Raw genomic sequence first — 16,403 nt, forward strand, 5'->3', positions numbered from 1 at the left:
TACATGAACCTAGCACAAACACGCAAGAATGATCATGTTCGTTTAGCTTTGGAGCAACAAAGAAAAGACCGGGTGTCAGCCTTTAATGATCTCCGTTTTGTCCATCAGTCTTTGAACCAAGTTCGGCAAGATCATTTAGATTTATCCAGTCATTGGGCTAACCAGGACCATAGTTGGCCCTTCTATATTAATGGTATGACCGGAGGCACGGAAAAAACCAAACAATATAACCAAAAACTTGCCCAAGTAGCTCATGAAACAGGATTGCCCATGGCTACAGGGTCGGTTTCAATTGCACTTAGTCAACCCCAAGTGGCAGATTCCTTTCAGGTGGTTCGGGAATATAATCCAAATGGATTTGTGATGGCGAATTTGGGCGCCCACCATAACTTGGAAAATGCCAAACGTGCGGTTGACTTATTGGATGCCAATGCTTTACAAATTCACTTGAATATTCCGCAAGAAGTAGTGATGCCAGAAGGGGACCGGGATTATGGCATGTGGCTCGATAATATCAGTCAAATTGTGGCTCATCTGGGTTTGCCTGTGATTGTTAAAGAAGTTGGCTTTGGGATGTCACGCGAAACCATCGCTGATTTAATTAGTGTTGGGGTAGAGAATATCGATGTCTCAGGTCGCGGTGGAACTAACTTTGTCCAAATTGAAAATGATCGACGGACGCGGCTCGACTTTCAAGATTTAGGCAACTGGGGGCAGACAACCCCTGAATCACTCTTAGAAGCACTCGCTTTCCAAGATCAGGCTCGGATTCTTGCCTCTGGCGGTATCCGTAGTTATTTAGATATGGTTAAAGCTTATGCCTTAGGTGCCAAAGCGGTTGGTTTATCTGGGCGCTTCTTGGCCTTAGTTGATCAACTATCTATTGAAGATTGCGTTCAAGTAGTGAATGACTGGCGGGATTCAATTGCCCATATGATGTTGATGCTAGGCGTGGAATCGATTGAAGCAATCGCCACTTGTCCAGTAGTAATCAATGGTCAACTTCGTGATTGGGCTCTAAGTCGTGGTATCGATTATCAGGCATTAGCTCAACGTCAGCGCCAACAAAGTTAACTTGTTATAAAGAAGCTACTTTATTTTTAAGTTAGAACATATATTGGACTTGCTTGTTATAGTAAATTTTATTATAAAACAGTAAAAGGATTGGGTATTTTTACTCAATCCTATTTTTTTGTCTAATTTCAACTATTTGACTCAAAATTTGTGGAATAATAGTGCGGCATATTAAAAATAAGGGTGGGAGCTAATTTTTAATGATTTTGAAAGATCAATTATTTTTATTTGCTTATAGGACCTATAAGTTTGGAGGGGATTATCAGGAAAATTAGGTGGGACTACACCTAAAAAGTGTTTAAACAGATAATCAGGAGAAGAGATTATGAGAAAATCTAATAAAACCTAGCGTTTTTCACAAACAATTATAATTTCTGAACTCAAAAAAATGAAAATAATACTAATTAAATATTCATCATCGCATAATAGAAGCGTTTACAATCACTAGTTTTGAAAAAATATTAATATATTAAAATTAGATTTATCATATTAATTAAATTAATGGTACATATTAATTTTTCATATGACTTTTTTTCTATTTTACCCTTAAAAAGCGTTACCACTTCCTTTAAAATGAAGGTATCGACGGATTCAGAGGGTTGAAAGCAGAATTTTATCATCAAATTCTAATAAAAGTTACTTTTGCCACTTAGATAAGTTGATGGAGTTGTAGTTACTAACCGTTTGATTTTTTTTAAATTTTAAGGAGGAAAGAATATGAGTCAAGATTTATATGGTCAATGGCTAGATACGCAAAAAAACTGGTTGGAAAATGTTTCAAAATTAGGAAATGAATCAATGACAAATCAATGGACTGCTCCCTATAAAACTTGGTTAGATTCACAAGAAAAAGCTTATGAATCTTATCAAAAAGCTGTAGGTGGCGACCAACAAGCCCCATCTTTATTTAATCCTTTCATGCCGCAAGCAAATCAATTATTTAATCCTTTCCAAGCATTGCAAAATTTTGACCAAGTTCAAAAAGATTCAGTTAAGGCTTGGCAAGATGCTTATAAGAATAGCCCGATGGGTCAATACATGGCCCAATTGCCAAATATGAATGATTATACGAAGCAAATGCAAAACTTATTCCAAGTGGATCCAAGCACTTATACAAAATTTTTATCTAAAGATACGCGGGATATTTTTGCTAAGATGACCAATGCTTCTCAAATATACGAAAATATGTATAAGTTCTATCAAGAATTTGTAGACACCGTAGCTCAGCCTGCTGGTAAAGAACTTGAAAAAACTTGGAACCAATTAGTAGAACAAGGTAAGGTAAATTACCAAACCTTAGTTGAACCATTTATTCCAGTTCAAGTTAAAGCTTTCATGGAAGCACCTCAACAAATGCTTGAAGCTCTAAGTCAACAAAATGATACTTTCTGGAAACCTTGGAAAGATGCTGCTGAAGACTTAACTTATTTATATAATCAAAGTCTTTTAGGGGATACGGCTAAATTATCTGAATTCTATGATTTATGGCAAGATACCTATGCTCAAACATTTGGTGCTGTAATTAAGTCACCTTTAATGGGGAACAATGCAGAATTCTACGAAGCTAAAAACCAATATATGGATCAATTAGTTCGTCTTTTAGTAGTTTCTTCTGAATTCTCTTCTAAATTGAGCCAAGTGACACAAACTCACTTAAAGAACCATATGAAAGACTTCATGGAATTAGTTGAAAAGAATGAACAACCTAAGACTTATAAGGAATTCTATTATTACTGGTCTAAACAAATTGAATCTACCTTGAATGCTTACTTCTATACTGATGAGTTTGCAGAATTATTAGGGGAATTCTCTTCTGCTTTTGCCCAAGCGAGAACGCGCCAAAATGCAGTCTTAGAACGTTATTTAGCAAATACGCCAATCGTTTTAGAATCTGATATGCGGAGTTTATATAAGAAGGTTCACGAAATGAAACGTGAAATTCGTAGTTTAAAGAAGGAATTAAAAGAATTACATGCAAGTGATGAAGTTGAAGCAAATGCACCCGTTAAAGCGGCAGCTAAGCCTGCTCGTAAACCAGCTGCACGCGCAACAAAATCAAGTACAACTACTGCTAAAGAAAGTAAATAATTAAAATCTACAAGGAGGGAATCTGATTATGTTTGATGAATTATTAGAAATAAATAAACAAAACTTTGAAGATGTGATTCATTCACAAAAGAAAATGCTAGGTGCAATTGATACCTTAGCCCACCTAGAATTACCTAAAAAAGGTGTATCTGAAAAAGAAGCAGTCTATACATCTGATAAAGTAACTTTATATCATTACGTACCAAAATCTAAAAAACTCATATCTCCCCCTGTCTTAATTTCTTATGCCTTGGTAAATAAATACTATATGATGGACCTCCAAGAAGGAAAATCTTTTATCGGTGGATTATTAGATGCCGGTTTAGACCTTTACCTTATCGACTGGGGTTATCCAACTAAAGATGATATGTATATGACCATGGAAGACTATATTCTTGGTTATTTAGATGAAGCTGTGGATTATATCCGTGAAGAATCTGGTTATGATCAAATCAACTTGATGGGGATTTGCCAAGGTGGTACTTTCTCTACAATTTATACATCATTACGCCCTGAAAAAATCAAAAACTTAATTACTTTAGTAACCCCAATTGACTTTGATACTGATGAAAAATTACTTTTCAAATGGGGACCATATTTAGACATCGATTCTATCGTAGATGCCTATGGTGTTGTACCAGGTGATTTCATGAACAATGGTTTCTTAATGTTACAACCTGTTACTTTAACAACTAACAAGTATCTTGATTTAATTGATTCACTCGATGATGCAGATAAGATGACTAACTTCATTGCGATGGAAAAATGGATTTTTGACTCTCCAGGTCAAGCCGGTGAAACCATCCGTCAATTCAACAATGACCTTTACCGTGATAATAAATTAGTCAAAGGCGAATTGATGATTGGCGATGAACAAGTGGATATGAAAAATATCCAATGTCCAGTTCTCCATATTTATGCTAAATTTGACCACCAAGTACCGAATTCTTCTTCAGATAAGATGAAGAAATATGTGGGTTCTAAAGACTTTGAAGAACATTGCATTGAAACCGGTCATATTGGATTGTTTGTATCTGGTAAGTCTCAAAAAATCGTTGTACCAATGATCTCTGATTGGGTTAAAGACCACTCAAAATAAGCGTCCAAGGTTAAACTTATTTACTAGCGCTGATAAAAAAGGTTGAGGCGCTAGGCCTCAACCCTTTTTAATTCGGCTAGTTAAACAATCGCACGAATACTTTCAATGAATAATTCAAATTCATCATCCATAATCGCATGGCCTGATTGTTTGAATATTTTTAAATGGGCTTGTTTACCAAAAGCGGCTTTGAAGGCATAAGCTTCTTTACTTTCAACCACCCGGTCGTAAACACCATGCCAAATATGAACCGGACATTTAATAGTGCTTAAGGATGAATATCCCATTTGCTGGAGTTCTTCCTTAAGGTTAAAGTAAAGTAGACTATAATAGAAGTCGCCAAAATTTTGTTGTCGCATGGCATCCATGGTGAGGCGGTTTTCATAAGTAGGGTCTAAGTGGCTACGTTGAAAGATGCCAGCATGAAGTAAACGTTGAAAGAAGAAACGATTTCGTAGCCGGAAGTTAGATTCCATATGGCTAACAATAGACTGGTGAGCAAACTCAGAAGATGCTTGACCAAAGGGATTAAACAAGGGTAAAACGTTTGGGAAGACATCAATAATGTCTTCAAAACCACGTAGGCCAATCGAGGCAACTAAAATGACTTGTTTAATCGTATCTGGTAAGAGGGCTGCAACTTCTAAAGCAACCCCACCACCGGCTGACCAGCCTATGATTGTTAAATCATTAAGGTTCATCGTCTGGATAAATCGTTTAACATCTTGGGCAAAATCACTGAGATGGGAAATTTTATGATGGTAGCTGGATTGGCCAAAGCCACGCAAGTCTAGGGCATAGAGATTATAATCGCCAGCTAAGGCCTGAAGGGTTCGCGTCCAATTGCTAGCAGAAGACAGGTTACCATGTAGAAAAAGTAGGTTCGGTTTATCGAGACTGAGATCTTGAATGTAGGCGATGTTTTCGTCATTTTCAAGTGTTATATATTGATAAGGGTAGAAGAACATGAGTCTGCTCCTTTTCTATGGCTTTAGGCCAATTATAGCACGCTTTTATATATATTAGTTATAACAAAAAATTAAGGAGTGTATAAGTATGACAGAAGAAAAATATTATGTAGGTCAATCAGATTCATTTACTAAGACAGTAACCGAAGCTGATGTAGTTTTATTCGCAGGTGTAACGGGAGACTTAAACCCAGCTCATGTCAATGATGTTTATGCTAAGAATTCAATGTTTAAAGGACGGATTGCTCATGGTATGTTCTCTGCTGGTTTAATCTCAGCAGTTTTTGGAACTAAACTGCCTGGACCAGGAACAATTTATCTTTCTCAAACCCTTCAATTTAGAAAGCCAGTTTATTTCAATGATACGATTACTGCGACCGTAACTATCAAAGAAATTGATGAAAAAGGTCGTATCTTATTTGATACAACCGTAACAAACCAAAATGGTGATACGGTTGTGACTGGTGAAGCTAAGATGTTACCACCAAAGGACTAAACGATCAGAATTATCTGAAATGAATAAATTATAAAAAAACATCCAGGGATTGGGCTTTTCTGCCCAGTCTCTGGATATTTTTATTTTGCAATTAAATAAATAGGTAAATTATACCGCCGATAATTCCAGTTCCCACCATGACCATGATCGGATCAAGTTTCCATTTACGGAGGATGATGAAGGCAGCAATGAATAGGATGCAAGCAATCCAATCAAGGGGAGCTTGGGGCAGGTAGCGGGTATCTGTCAAGGAAGCGTCTAAGATAGTCAGACCAGCAGAAGTAATAAAAGCGACGATTGCTGGTTTTAAACCATTTAACAAGGCATCGAGGACGCCAAGTTGACGGAACCGCTTATAAAGGTAAGCTAAGGTCATAACAATAATAAGTGAGGGCAAGATACATCCTAGGGTCGCTAGGATAGCTCCGGGTAAGCCCGCCATGCGAAGACCGATAAAGGTAGCTGAATTTACCGCAATAGGACCCGGAGTCATTTGGGCGATGGTAATTAAATCAGTAAATTCTTTGAGACTCATCCATTGATTCTGGGTCACAATTAAATCTTGAATCAGAGGAATTGCAGCTAAGCCGCCTCCAATTGAGAAGGTTCCAACCTGAATAAAGACAAGAAATAGTTTCCATATAATCATTTTATTGGCCTCCTTTAGAACTTAATTTGAGGCTGAAATAGCGAATTAAGCTTAAAATGGTAACCACTAAAATAACATAAACAATATTGATTTTAAGGAAATAAACACTGACAAAGGCCGCCAACATAACTAGGAGGGAAAAGCCTTTATGCACGGCCAAGGCTTTTTGAGCAAGGTCTAAAGCAACATCTAAAATGACTGCGGCTACCCCAGCCTGCATACCTTTTAAGATTGCTGCAATAACGGGGTTGGTTCGAAAAGCATTATAGAAGATAGTTATTAAAGAAAGGATAATAAAAGGAGGCAGAATGGTCCCGATAATGGCAACTAAAGCCCCCAGCCAACCGGCTATTTCATAGCCGACAAGAATCGAGGCGTTGACGGCAACTGCGCCCGGACTCGACTGAGCAATGGTGGTGTAGTTAATAATATCATCTTCGGTTAGCCAACCAAGTTCGTCGACAAACCGTCGTTTCATAAGGGGGATAATGACATAGCCCCCTCCAAAAGTGAAGGTCGAGAGGGTGAAGGTTGTTCTAAAAAGGGTAAGATAAGTGTGTAAAGTAATTTTCATTGTGAACCTCGCTTTCTCACTAACTAGTCTATCACGAATAGCCTTGGAATAATATTTTTAACCGTTGTTAAGAATTCCTCATAAAATGGATGAATTTTAATGTTTTTCTCATTTGCCACTTGACTTTGCAAGTGGTTATTGATACACTAGGCATACAAAATCGTAGCTTAAGTGAGTAGACTAAGAAGGATTAATTAGCGAGATAGTGTTGGTGGGAGACTATTCATCTTACTTAGTTGAACCGGCCTTAGGTGATGGGAAGCGGCAGAAGGAGAATATTAAAGATTTTCTTTTGCACTAATCCCCGCTACATAGCGTTATCATGCAAAGCGAATAAGCTAGTCATAGAGCTTATTAAATAGAGTGGTACTGCGGATTAATCGTTTGAACTATTAAATCGTCTCTAAGCCAAGAGCTTAGAGACTTTTTTAATGGATAAGATTGGGAGCTAATTCAATGAAGAAAAAAATAAGTAGTTTAATTTTAGCAGTGACTTTATTGCTTTTAGTCTTGTTATATTATCATTTTTATGAAGAGCGTTTTGCCTATAATGGTCTCCAATATGTCGGTCTTACCTATGGGCAGTCACTATCAGAATCACAAGAACAACGAGGGGCTGACTGGCACGGAGCGGCTCAAGCGAGTGTTTATAATGGTCAACCTTAGTGACATTTGTTGCTGAGGGTCGAAAGTCCTATAAATGCGCCATAAACTTTTCGACATTAATAATAGCCCGCTGATGGCTACCTTTAGCAATCATATTTTCTCCGTCAAATGCCTCTAATTCAAAACTATAAAAACGCTGATCTTCTTTAATTAAACGGGCTTTAACAATGATTGAACTACCGATTGCAGAAGCTATAAGATGATTACACTGGATTTGAGTCCCTACAGAGGATTGTCCTGCTTCTAAAACACCATTTAATAAATCCTGGGCCGTATTTTCCATCATGGCGATTAAAGCAGGGGTAGCTAAGACTTCGAGTTGTCCAGATCCCATCTTGGCAGCACTAAGCTCGGGAGTCACTTGGAATTCTTTTTCGATTTCTTTCATTAATAACATCTCCTTCTAATTGATTATAATTTTAGTGTAAATGAGTCGGCTTTAAATACCAAGGAAAAATTTAATAATAAAAAACGCTGGGATATTCCCAGCGTTTTTTTCATTAAGTGAATATTAGAGGAAAGCTCCAATACCAGTTAATTCACGACCAACAATCAATGAGTTCACTTCATGGGTTCCTTCATAAGTATAAATTGCTTCAGCATCAGTGAAGAAGCGAGCGACTTCTGTTTCATAAGTGATACCATTACCACCACAAACTTCACGAGCTAAGGCTACTGTTTCACGCATCCGTTTAGCATTATGTAATTTAGCTAGAGAAGAATTGAACATCTTAGCAGTGCCTTCTTCTTGGAGTTCAGCTACACGAGCTGAGTAAGCAATACATGCAGCGACATTAGCTTGCATAGTTGCTAATTTTTCTTGTACTAATTGGAAGCTAGCAATCTTACGTTCGAATTGTTCACGATCAGTCGTTAAACGTAAAGCAGCATTGAAAGCACCAGCAGCAGTACCCATAGCAATGTGGGCTACGTCAACACGAGTGAATACGAAAATCTTAGCAACATCACCAAAGCCATTAATATTCACTAAACGATCTTCGTCTTTAACTTTAACATCTTTAAGGGTGATATGTCCGTTGTTTACGATACGTAAAGCAATCTTATGTTCTACGTTTTCAACAGAAAGCCCTTCAGATCCTTTAGCGACCATGAAACATTTAATTTTGTTGTCGGCAACGTCACGGGCGAACACTGGGATGAAGTCGGCAGTCTTAGCGCCACCAATCCAACGTTTTTCACCGTTTAAGACCCATTCACCGTTTTTGAATTCAGCCGTTGTAGCTAAACCACCGGCAATATCAGAACCATGATCAGGTTCGGTTAAAGCGAAACAGGTTTGACCAGTCATGGTACGAACTTTAGTTGCATATTTTTCTTTTTGTTCTTCTGAACCACCAATTAAAATGGTGTTGTAACCTAAACCACCGTGAACAGTATAGAAAGTAGCAACAGATGGGTCAAAACGAGCTAATTCTAAATATAAGAAAGTATTGTAGATTTCGCGTGCTTTCCATTTATCTTCGCGGCCTTCAAATAAATCTGGGTGATCCATGATACGCGCAGCAGCGAAAGCACCAAGAATTTCTTCACGTGGTAATTCAGCGTTTTCATATGAGTCAATTAAAATTGGACGTACGCGAGTTTCTAATTCATGGCGAAGATTTTGTAAAATAGCTACTTCTTTTTCTGTTAGGGCTGATGAGTAGCCATATACGTCTTCTGGATACATTTCTTTAAGTACTTCTAATTTATTCATAAGTAAATCTCTCCCTTTTTTATTATTCAAACCAAAGAAACGGACATCTAAAGCGCTTACACATAGTATAAGCGACTTTTTATAAAAAAACAAATTAAACATAATTAAAGAACCTATAAGAAAAAGTTATAGATTTAACCGCTTACATATGATACAATATGACTATACTATTTTGATATCAAATAATTGTTACTAGAGGGAGCACCGTTATGAAGTTTGATATAACTCAGATGGAATATTTTGTTAACATCGTCGAATGTGGTTTTAACTTGTCTTTGGCATCTAAGAAAATTCATATTAGCCAGTCCGCCTTGAGTCAGTTTATCACTAACTTTGAAAAAGAACAGCAGGTTGACCTCTTTGAACGGAAGAATGGACGATTAGATTCCTTAACCGCGATTGGCCAAGTGATCTATGAAGCCTCACAAGAAATTGTTAGAGAATATCAGTTATTAAGAGAAAAAATTGAAATTGAAGCCGGCAAGCACCAAGGGACCATTCGCGTAGGTCTTCCTTCTTTAATTTTACGTTTTTACTTTGCTTCATTCTTTACGCAAATTATGCTTGAAAATCCTGATATCTATATTGAAGTAGTTGAAGATGGTTCTATTGGTTTACGGAAAAAGCTAATTGATAAAGAATTAGATCTAGCCGTACTAATCGAACCAACCAACCTTGATCCGAATAAGTTTGAGCAACAAATTATTCAAGTTGATCAAATGGCAGCTTTTATGGATATCCATCATCCATTATCTGAAAAAGTATCGATTGATTGGAAGGATTTGAAACAATATCCAATTTCTACCTTTTCAAAGTCATTTACTACATATGATTTAGTCCAAGAACGATTAGAGAAAGAAAAATTATCCGGTAATATATTGATGTTTTCATCATCTTGGGATTATTTAGTGGAGTGTACCCAGCAAACTGATCTTATTACAATTTTACCAGCTCCAATAAAACGTTATATTAATAAAGAGAAAAATATTATGCGGCCAATTAATAACTATATTCCATTTAACTTTTATATATGCCGTCCTTCATTACCGGAACATCCTATCCTCAAAGAAGAACTTTATAACCGAATTATTGAATTATTTTACCAACCAGTAGAATAATATAGTTACTATAACAAGTCTATAAGTTTTACTTATAGACTTGTTAATTTTTTATTGGTAGATATTTATGAAAGCATAGTTTACAATAATATCTGTAAGCGCTTTTAGAAAATGGAACGGACAGATTAAAGGAGGTCTTTCTTTGAAAGAAGTAGTAATTGTTTCAGCAAAACGTACAGCATTAGGTTCATTTGGTGGTTCTTTAAAGAACATCAATGCGGTGGATATGGCGACAGAAGTTGTCAAAGCATCTTTAAAAGAGATTAATTTAGATCCATCTGAAGTAAATGAAGTTATCTTGGGTAATGTTTTAGGCGCAGGCTTGGGCCAAAACGTGGCTCGTCAAGTCCTAATTAATTCCGGTATTCCTAAAGAATCATCTGCTTTTACTATTAATAAAGTGTGTGGTTCAGGCTTGAAGGCTGTTGCCTTAGCTGCTCAATCAATTATTGCAGGCGATAACGAAGTTGTCGTTGCCGGTGGTACTGAAAGCATGTCTCAAGCACCTTATGTCTTACAAGGACAACGTTGGGGCGCTCGGATGGGAGACGCAAAAGTAGTAGATACCATGATTAAAGATGGTTTAACCGATGCCTTTAACCATTATCATATGGGGATTACTGCTGAAAATATCGCCGAAAAATTTGGTTTTACCCGTGAACAACAAGATGAATTAGCCGCTACCTCACAACAACGTGCAGTTGCTGCGATTGAAGCTGGTAAATTTAAAGATGAAATTGTTCCGATTGAAATTCCACAACGTAAAGGTGACCCAATTGTTTTCGATACCGATGAATTTCCACGTAAAGGTGTTACTGCAGAATCTCTTGGTAAATTAAGACCAGCCTTTAAGAAAGATGGCGGAACTGTAACTGCGGGTAATGCTTCAGGTTTAAACGATGGAGCAGCTATCTTAATCGTCATGACTAAAGAAAAAGCAGATCAATTAGGTATTAAACCACTTGCTACCATTAAATCTTATGCTTCTGGCGGGGTTGATCCAGCTATCATGGGTACAGGTCCAATTCCAGCAACAAAACGTGCATTAGCTCGTGCTGAATGGTCTGTTGAAGATTTAGATTTAATTGAAGCTAATGAAGCATTTGCTGCCCAAGCTTTATCAGTAATCCATGAATTAAACTTCAATACAGATATCGTCAATGTTAACGGTGGTGCGATTGCAGTAGGTCACCCAATTGGTGCTTCAGGTGCTCGTATCTTAGTTACACTACTTCATGAAATGGAAAAACGTGATTCTAAGAAAGGTCTTGCGACCTTATGTATTGGTGGCGGCCAAGGTATCGCCCTAACGGTAGAACGTTAGTACAAATAAAAAGGTAACGAAAGTGGGAATGAGAATGAATACTCAAGTATGGATTCAAGAGATTGAAAGTCGACTGGGGACTACCTTACTTGAGTCTGCTAGACAAACTGATGCAGATGACTCATTCCCTTTTATTTTGGTTGATGAAATTATTCATGACCCTTATTTTGTCGATTTAGTTTCACAAATTGATCGTAACCATACATTGAAGGAATTTAATCAACTCATTAAACAAATTTCTGAGGTGTTTCCAGCCCTGGCAAGTATCTTGTTAACTCAAGCTGCTTATGGGGTTTATCCAATACTTCGCTTTGGTACGGATAGCCAACGGGATACCTACCTTGCTGACTTGATTCAAGGCAAGCGGCTAGGAGCCGTGGCTCATTCAGAAGAAGCTGGGGGGAGTGATATCGAGCAGTTAACGACAACGGTTGTAGAAACTGAAGGTGGATGGATTTTAAATGGTCATAAGGCTTATGTGTCAAATGGCCAGGAGGCCCATTTATTTTATGTTACTGCAAAAAAAGCGGATGCTAACCATAGTTTGCAGCGAGGCGTCTTTGTGGTAAATCGTGATCTAGAAGGCGTAACGGTCCATCCTGCTAAGAAAAAAGTGGGCATAAGGGCCATGTCTGTCACAGAATTGACCTTTGAAAACGTCTTTCTTTCTGAGGAAAGCCTGTTAGGCGGAGTTTACCAAGGAGAAACCCAAAGTAAGGAAATTATGGATCGCATTAAATTATCAATTGTTGCGCAAGCAATTGGCTTAACAGCCTCTAGTATTAAAAAAGGGATTGATTATTTAAGTTTAGACCGTAAGATTGGAACTCGCCTGATTGAAATGCCAGACTATCAACAAATTATTGCACATTTGATTAGTCGTTATGAAGCGATACAAGCATTATATGATAATACGGTATCGCAAAGAACAATTGATAGGGATGCGATTGCTATGCTGAAGTTATTGACTTCTGAATTAGCAACTCAATCAACTGAACAAATTATACATATGAGTGGTGGCTTTGGTTTCATGCGCCAAAATGATTTAGAACGCTTAGCCCGTGATGCACGTGCAACTGCTATATATGGTGGTTCAATGGCTACCCAAAGTAAAATTATCGCAAAAAAATGGTTATAAAAGATGATAAATGGAGGAATTATAAAATATGTCATATAATACAATTCTTTTTGAAGAAAAAAATGGAATCGCTTATATTACGATTAACCAACCTAAGTCATTAAATGCTTTAAATACTGAAGTTTTGACAGAATTAGGTCAAGCCGTTCAAACAATTAAAGAAAGTGAAACAATTAAAGTTGTGATCCTTACGGGGGCTGGCGAAAAATCTTTCGTAGCAGGTGCTAATATTGTTGAAATGTCAACTAAGAACGCTAAAGAGGGTCAAGTATTCTCTCTATTAGGAAACCGTATCTTCGAAGCTCTTGCAACTTTAGACCAACCTTCAATTGCAGCCGTTAATGGTTTTGCACTTGGTGGAGGCTGCGAATTAGCTATGTCATGTGACCTTCGGATTGCCTCTGAAAATGCCTTGTTTGGCCAACCTGAAGTAGGGTTAGGAATTACCCCTGGTTTTGGTGGTACCCAACGTTTAGCTCGGATTGTTGGTATTGCTAAAGCTAAAGAATTAATCTACACAGCTTCTAATATTAAAGCGGCTGAAGCTGAACGCATCGGTTTGGTTAATAAAGTAGTTCCTCAAGAAGAATTAATGGCTGAAGCTGAAAAATTAGCTGGTAAGATTTTGAAACAAAGTCAAACTGCTGTTCAAAAAGCTAAGATTGCAATTGACTTAGGTATTGAATTACCTTTACATCGCGCTGTAGAAGTTGAAGCCGAAATGTTCGGTAATTTATTTGCAACTGAAGATCAAAAAGAAGGAATGGCTGCCTTCGTTGAAAAACGTAAACCTGAATTTACTGGCAAATAGACTAATAGCTTAGGTTTATTGATTTTATTTAAGGTTATTATTAATAATAAAATATTTTATAGGGAGTGTTTATTTTGAGTATTGAAAAAGTAATGGTTATTGGTTCAGGTACAATGGGCTCTGGAATTGCCCAAGTGTTTGCCCAAACAGGTAAAGTCGTTTATTTGAACGATATCAAACAAGAATTTGTTGAACGTGGATTGAATGGTATCAAGAAACAATTACAACGTGCAGTTGACAAGGGTAAGAAAACTCAAGAAGAAGTAGATGGTATTATTGCTAATATTAAACCTTCTGTTGACTATGCGGATGCTAAAGAAGTTGACTTAGTTGTGGAAGCTGCCACTGAAAATAAAGAAATCAAACTTGGTATCTTCAAACAATTAGATGAAATTGCACCCGAACATACAATCTTAGCATCAAACACCTCTTCTTTATCAGTGACTCAAATTGCTTTAGCAACTAAACGTCCAGACAAAGTAATCGGTATGCACTTCTTTAACCCTGCTCCAGTTATGAAATTAGTTGAAGTAATCTCAACTATCGTAACTTCAAATGAAACTTCAAATGCAGTTAAAGAACTATCTAAAGAAATTGGTAAAACACCAGTATCTGTTAAAGATTCTTATGGTTTCGTAGTAAACCGTATCTTAATCCCAATGATTAACGAAGGAGCTTTTGTCTTTGCAGAAGGAATTGCTTCCGGTGAAGAAATTGATGAAGCTATGAAGTTAGGCGCTAACCACCCAATTGGCCCACTAGCTCTTGCAGATTTAATCGGATTAGATATTGTCTTGGCAGTTATGAACGTATTATATGACGGCTTCAAGGATCCTAAGTATCGTCCAGCTCCAATTTTAACTAAATATGTAGAAGCCGGTTGGTTAGGACGTAAGACAGGTAAAGGATTCTTTGATTATAATAAATAATAAATAAAATATTGGAGGTATGGATATGGTACAATTTGTTTCGATTGAAGAAGCAGTTGCCCTAGTCAAAAAAGGTGCGCGTTTAGGTACTTCTGGATTTATTGGACCTTCTGCACCAATTAAATTAATTAAGGCTTTAGCCGATGCTGGAACCAATGAATTAACCTTAATCCAACCGGTTACTTCATTCCCAGGTGCTACTCATGATATAGACTGGTTAGCAGAAAACAATCAAATTGCTAAAGGGATTCTTTCGCATACAGGTACTTCAAAACAAGTATCTGGCCAATTCTTAGCTGGTGATTTAGAAGTAGAATATACACCAATGGGTACTATAATTGAATGTCTTCATGCAGCAGGTGCTGGTCTTGGTGGAGTATTAACGCCTACTGGTGTGGGTACCACTCAAGAAGAAAACCATAAAAAAGTCGAAATTAATGGTAAAGAGTATTTATTCTATGAACCACTACCACTAGATGTTGCTTTTGTTAAAGCTAGTAAAGCAGATAAATTTGGTAATCTTGTATGTCAAGGAACTGAAAAATTCCTTACAAAAGAAATGGCTTTAGCAGCTGATATCGTTATTGCTGAAGTTTCTGAAATTGTTGAAACTGGCGATATTGATCCAGATGATGTATTCGTCCCAGGTGTCTTGGTTGATTATGTAGTTCAAGGTATGACGCCAGAAGAAAATACCAAGTACTATACTGAACTTTGGGGCAATGCCAAGATGTTAAGAGAGGGGTAATTGAATGAATGCTAAAGAAATAATCGCACGTCGTATTGCAAAAGAATTCAATGATGGTGATTTCATTAACTTAGGGTTCGGTATTCCTAACCTTTCTGCGGCGTATACACCAGAAAACGTTCATGTTATTCTACAAGCTGAAAATGGTGCTATGTTATTTGGTCCACCACCAACCCCAGCAGAAGCTAAACCAAACTCTTCTAACTCAGGTGGTATGCCAATCACTATGAAACCAGGTGCGTCTACTTTTGATGGTTTGACTTCATTTGCCCTAATTCGTGGTGGTCACGTTGACCAAACTGTCTTAGGTGCCTTAGAAGTTGACCAAGAAGGTAACATTGCTAACTGGTCTATCCCAGGCGTTCTAGCTCCTGGTATGGGTGGTGCCATGGACTTATTAGTTGGAGCAAAACGTGTTATTGCATCTATCCAACATACTGATAAGAAAGGTAATTCTAAAATATTGAAGAAATGTACCTTACCTTTATCTGCCGCTCACTGCTTAGACTTAGTTATTACTGATAAAGCAGTCTTCGGCTTCCAAGATGGTAAATTCTTATTGAAAGAAACAGCTCCAGGCGTTTCTGTTGATGATGTTTTAGCCATTACTGAAGGCGACGTAGTTGTTGCTGACGATGTTCACGAAATGGACATCTAATTTCTAAGCCTTTTAGAAGGAAGGGATTGGGCAAGAAAGCCCAATCCCTTATTATTTTTTCGATAATAAAATTTTGTAAGGGAGTGATCGTTAGGATGGAAACAGCGCCGCAAAGCGACTTGTTCCATCTTAATCAACCTTGAGGGGGGGCGAGGAATTAAAGTAGTTGAGCGAAAGTATGAGTTCAACTACATTTATCCAAGTGCTCCAGTAAGTAAAAATTAGAGATTTTCATGCTTTTGTTCGGCTCCTTTTTTTTTTTTTATCTTTTCAGTTGACAAATGTAAACCTAGTCTTTATACTTTATCTTAAGTTACAAATGTAAACTTATTAATGGAAGGAGTCG

17 protein-coding genes are annotated in these 16,403 nt (G+C 37.3%); 12 read left to right on the forward strand and 5 right to left on the reverse strand.

Annotated features, from left to right (window positions below):
* Nucleotides 1-3 precede the first annotated feature (3 nt).
* From fni to phaC, 3 genes are all read left to right on the forward strand, one after another.
* Nucleotides 4-1,074, forward strand: a complete 1,071-nt coding sequence (gene fni, locus HMPREF9257_RS08150) for a type 2 isopentenyl-diphosphate Delta-isomerase (protein WP_006419041.1) — start codon at nucleotides 4-6, stop codon at nucleotides 1,072-1,074.
* Nucleotides 1,075-1,791: 717 nt separating this feature from the next.
* Nucleotides 1,792-3,162: a poly(R)-hydroxyalkanoic acid synthase subunit PhaE gene (locus tag HMPREF9257_RS08155; RefSeq protein ID WP_006418992.1), complete on the forward strand. Its 1,371-nt coding sequence runs from the start codon at nucleotides 1,792-1,794 to the stop codon at nucleotides 3,160-3,162.
* A gap of 28 nt (nucleotides 3,163-3,190) precedes the next feature.
* Complete coding sequence (phaC, locus tag HMPREF9257_RS08160; RefSeq protein ID WP_006419042.1) at nucleotides 3,191-4,261, forward strand: class III poly(R)-hydroxyalkanoic acid synthase subunit PhaC; 1,071 nt, start codon at nucleotides 3,191-3,193, stop codon at nucleotides 4,259-4,261.
* Nucleotides 4,262-4,341: 80 nt separating this feature from the next.
* Here the strand turns inward: phaC and HMPREF9257_RS08165 are convergent, their stop codons facing one another.
* Nucleotides 4,342-5,229: an alpha/beta fold hydrolase gene (locus HMPREF9257_RS08165; protein WP_006419013.1), complete on the reverse strand. Its 888-nt coding sequence runs from the start codon at nucleotides 5,227-5,229 to the stop codon at nucleotides 4,342-4,344.
* Nucleotides 5,230-5,317: 88 nt separating this feature from the next.
* Between HMPREF9257_RS08165 and HMPREF9257_RS08170 the strand changes: the two genes are divergently transcribed.
* Nucleotides 5,318-5,725, forward strand: a complete 408-nt coding sequence (locus HMPREF9257_RS08170) for a MaoC family dehydratase (RefSeq protein WP_006419020.1) — start codon at nucleotides 5,318-5,320, stop codon at nucleotides 5,723-5,725.
* A gap of 91 nt (nucleotides 5,726-5,816) precedes the next feature.
* Here HMPREF9257_RS08170 and HMPREF9257_RS08175 read toward each other — a convergent pair whose 3' ends face one another.
* On the reverse strand, nucleotides 5,817-6,374 hold the full coding sequence (locus HMPREF9257_RS08175; RefSeq protein WP_006419037.1) for a chromate transporter: 558 nt from the start codon (nucleotides 6,372-6,374) through the stop codon (nucleotides 5,817-5,819).
* Nucleotide 6,375: 1 nt separating this feature from the next.
* The gene (locus tag HMPREF9257_RS08180; protein WP_006419003.1) at nucleotides 6,376-6,948 is read right to left on the reverse strand and encodes a chromate transporter; all 573 of its coding nucleotides are present in this window, start codon (nucleotides 6,946-6,948) and stop codon (nucleotides 6,376-6,378) included.
* A 456-nt stretch (nucleotides 6,949-7,404) separates the two neighbouring features.
* Here HMPREF9257_RS08180 and HMPREF9257_RS08185 point away from each other — a divergent pair, with 456 nt between their 5' ends.
* Complete coding sequence (locus tag HMPREF9257_RS08185; protein ID WP_006419027.1) at nucleotides 7,405-7,614, forward strand: hypothetical protein; 210 nt, start codon at nucleotides 7,405-7,407, stop codon at nucleotides 7,612-7,614.
* Nucleotides 7,615-7,642: 28 nt separating this feature from the next.
* On the opposite strand, the gene HMPREF9257_RS08190 is transcribed toward HMPREF9257_RS08185, so the two are convergent.
* Both HMPREF9257_RS08190 and fadE read right to left on the reverse strand, forming a co-directional pair.
* Nucleotides 7,643-8,002 carry a thioesterase family protein gene (locus HMPREF9257_RS08190; protein ID WP_006419024.1) on the reverse strand — a complete coding sequence of 120 codons (360 nt, stop codon included), beginning with the start codon at nucleotides 8,000-8,002 and terminating at the stop codon, nucleotides 7,643-7,645.
* A gap of 123 nt (nucleotides 8,003-8,125) precedes the next feature.
* Complete coding sequence (gene fadE, locus HMPREF9257_RS08195; protein ID WP_006419074.1) at nucleotides 8,126-9,331, reverse strand: acyl-CoA dehydrogenase FadE; 1,206 nt, start codon at nucleotides 9,329-9,331, stop codon at nucleotides 8,126-8,128.
* A 209-nt stretch (nucleotides 9,332-9,540) separates the two neighbouring features.
* Here fadE and HMPREF9257_RS08200 point away from each other — a divergent pair, with 209 nt between their 5' ends.
* The 7 genes from HMPREF9257_RS08200 to HMPREF9257_RS08230 all read left to right on the forward strand — a co-directional run bounded on the left by HMPREF9257_RS08200 (nucleotide 9,541) and on the right by HMPREF9257_RS08230 (nucleotide 16,057).
* Nucleotides 9,541-10,449 carry a LysR family transcriptional regulator gene (locus HMPREF9257_RS08200; RefSeq protein ID WP_006419038.1) on the forward strand — a complete coding sequence of 303 codons (909 nt, stop codon included), beginning with the start codon at nucleotides 9,541-9,543 and terminating at the stop codon, nucleotides 10,447-10,449.
* Between the two features lie 142 nt (nucleotides 10,450-10,591).
* On the forward strand, nucleotides 10,592-11,773 hold the full coding sequence (locus tag HMPREF9257_RS08205) for an acetyl-CoA C-acetyltransferase (protein ID WP_006419076.1): 1,182 nt from the start codon (nucleotides 10,592-10,594) through the stop codon (nucleotides 11,771-11,773).
* A gap of 34 nt (nucleotides 11,774-11,807) precedes the next feature.
* Nucleotides 11,808-12,911, forward strand: a complete 1,104-nt coding sequence (locus HMPREF9257_RS08210) for an acyl-CoA dehydrogenase family protein (protein WP_006419006.1) — start codon at nucleotides 11,808-11,810, stop codon at nucleotides 12,909-12,911.
* A gap of 28 nt (nucleotides 12,912-12,939) precedes the next feature.
* Nucleotides 12,940-13,722 carry an enoyl-CoA hydratase-related protein gene (locus tag HMPREF9257_RS08215; RefSeq protein WP_006418998.1) on the forward strand — a complete coding sequence of 261 codons (783 nt, stop codon included), beginning with the start codon at nucleotides 12,940-12,942 and terminating at the stop codon, nucleotides 13,720-13,722.
* Nucleotides 13,723-13,796: 74 nt separating this feature from the next.
* Nucleotides 13,797-14,651, forward strand: coding sequence for a 3-hydroxybutyryl-CoA dehydrogenase (locus HMPREF9257_RS08220; protein WP_006419065.1), 855 nt, complete (start codon nucleotides 13,797-13,799; stop codon nucleotides 14,649-14,651).
* A gap of 25 nt (nucleotides 14,652-14,676) precedes the next feature.
* On the forward strand, nucleotides 14,677-15,399 hold the full coding sequence (locus HMPREF9257_RS08225; protein WP_006419068.1) for a CoA transferase subunit A: 723 nt from the start codon (nucleotides 14,677-14,679) through the stop codon (nucleotides 15,397-15,399).
* Nucleotides 15,400-15,403: 4 nt separating this feature from the next.
* A complete protein-coding gene (locus tag HMPREF9257_RS08230) occupies nucleotides 15,404-16,057 on the forward strand; it encodes a 3-oxoacid CoA-transferase subunit B (protein ID WP_006419007.1) in 654 nt (217 codons plus the stop codon).
* The last annotated feature ends 346 nt before the right edge of the window (nucleotides 16,058-16,403 follow it).

This window comes from Eremococcus coleocola ACS-139-V-Col8 (assembly GCF_000183205.1).
Lineage (GTDB): Bacteria > Bacillota > Bacilli > Lactobacillales > Aerococcaceae > Eremococcus > Eremococcus coleocola.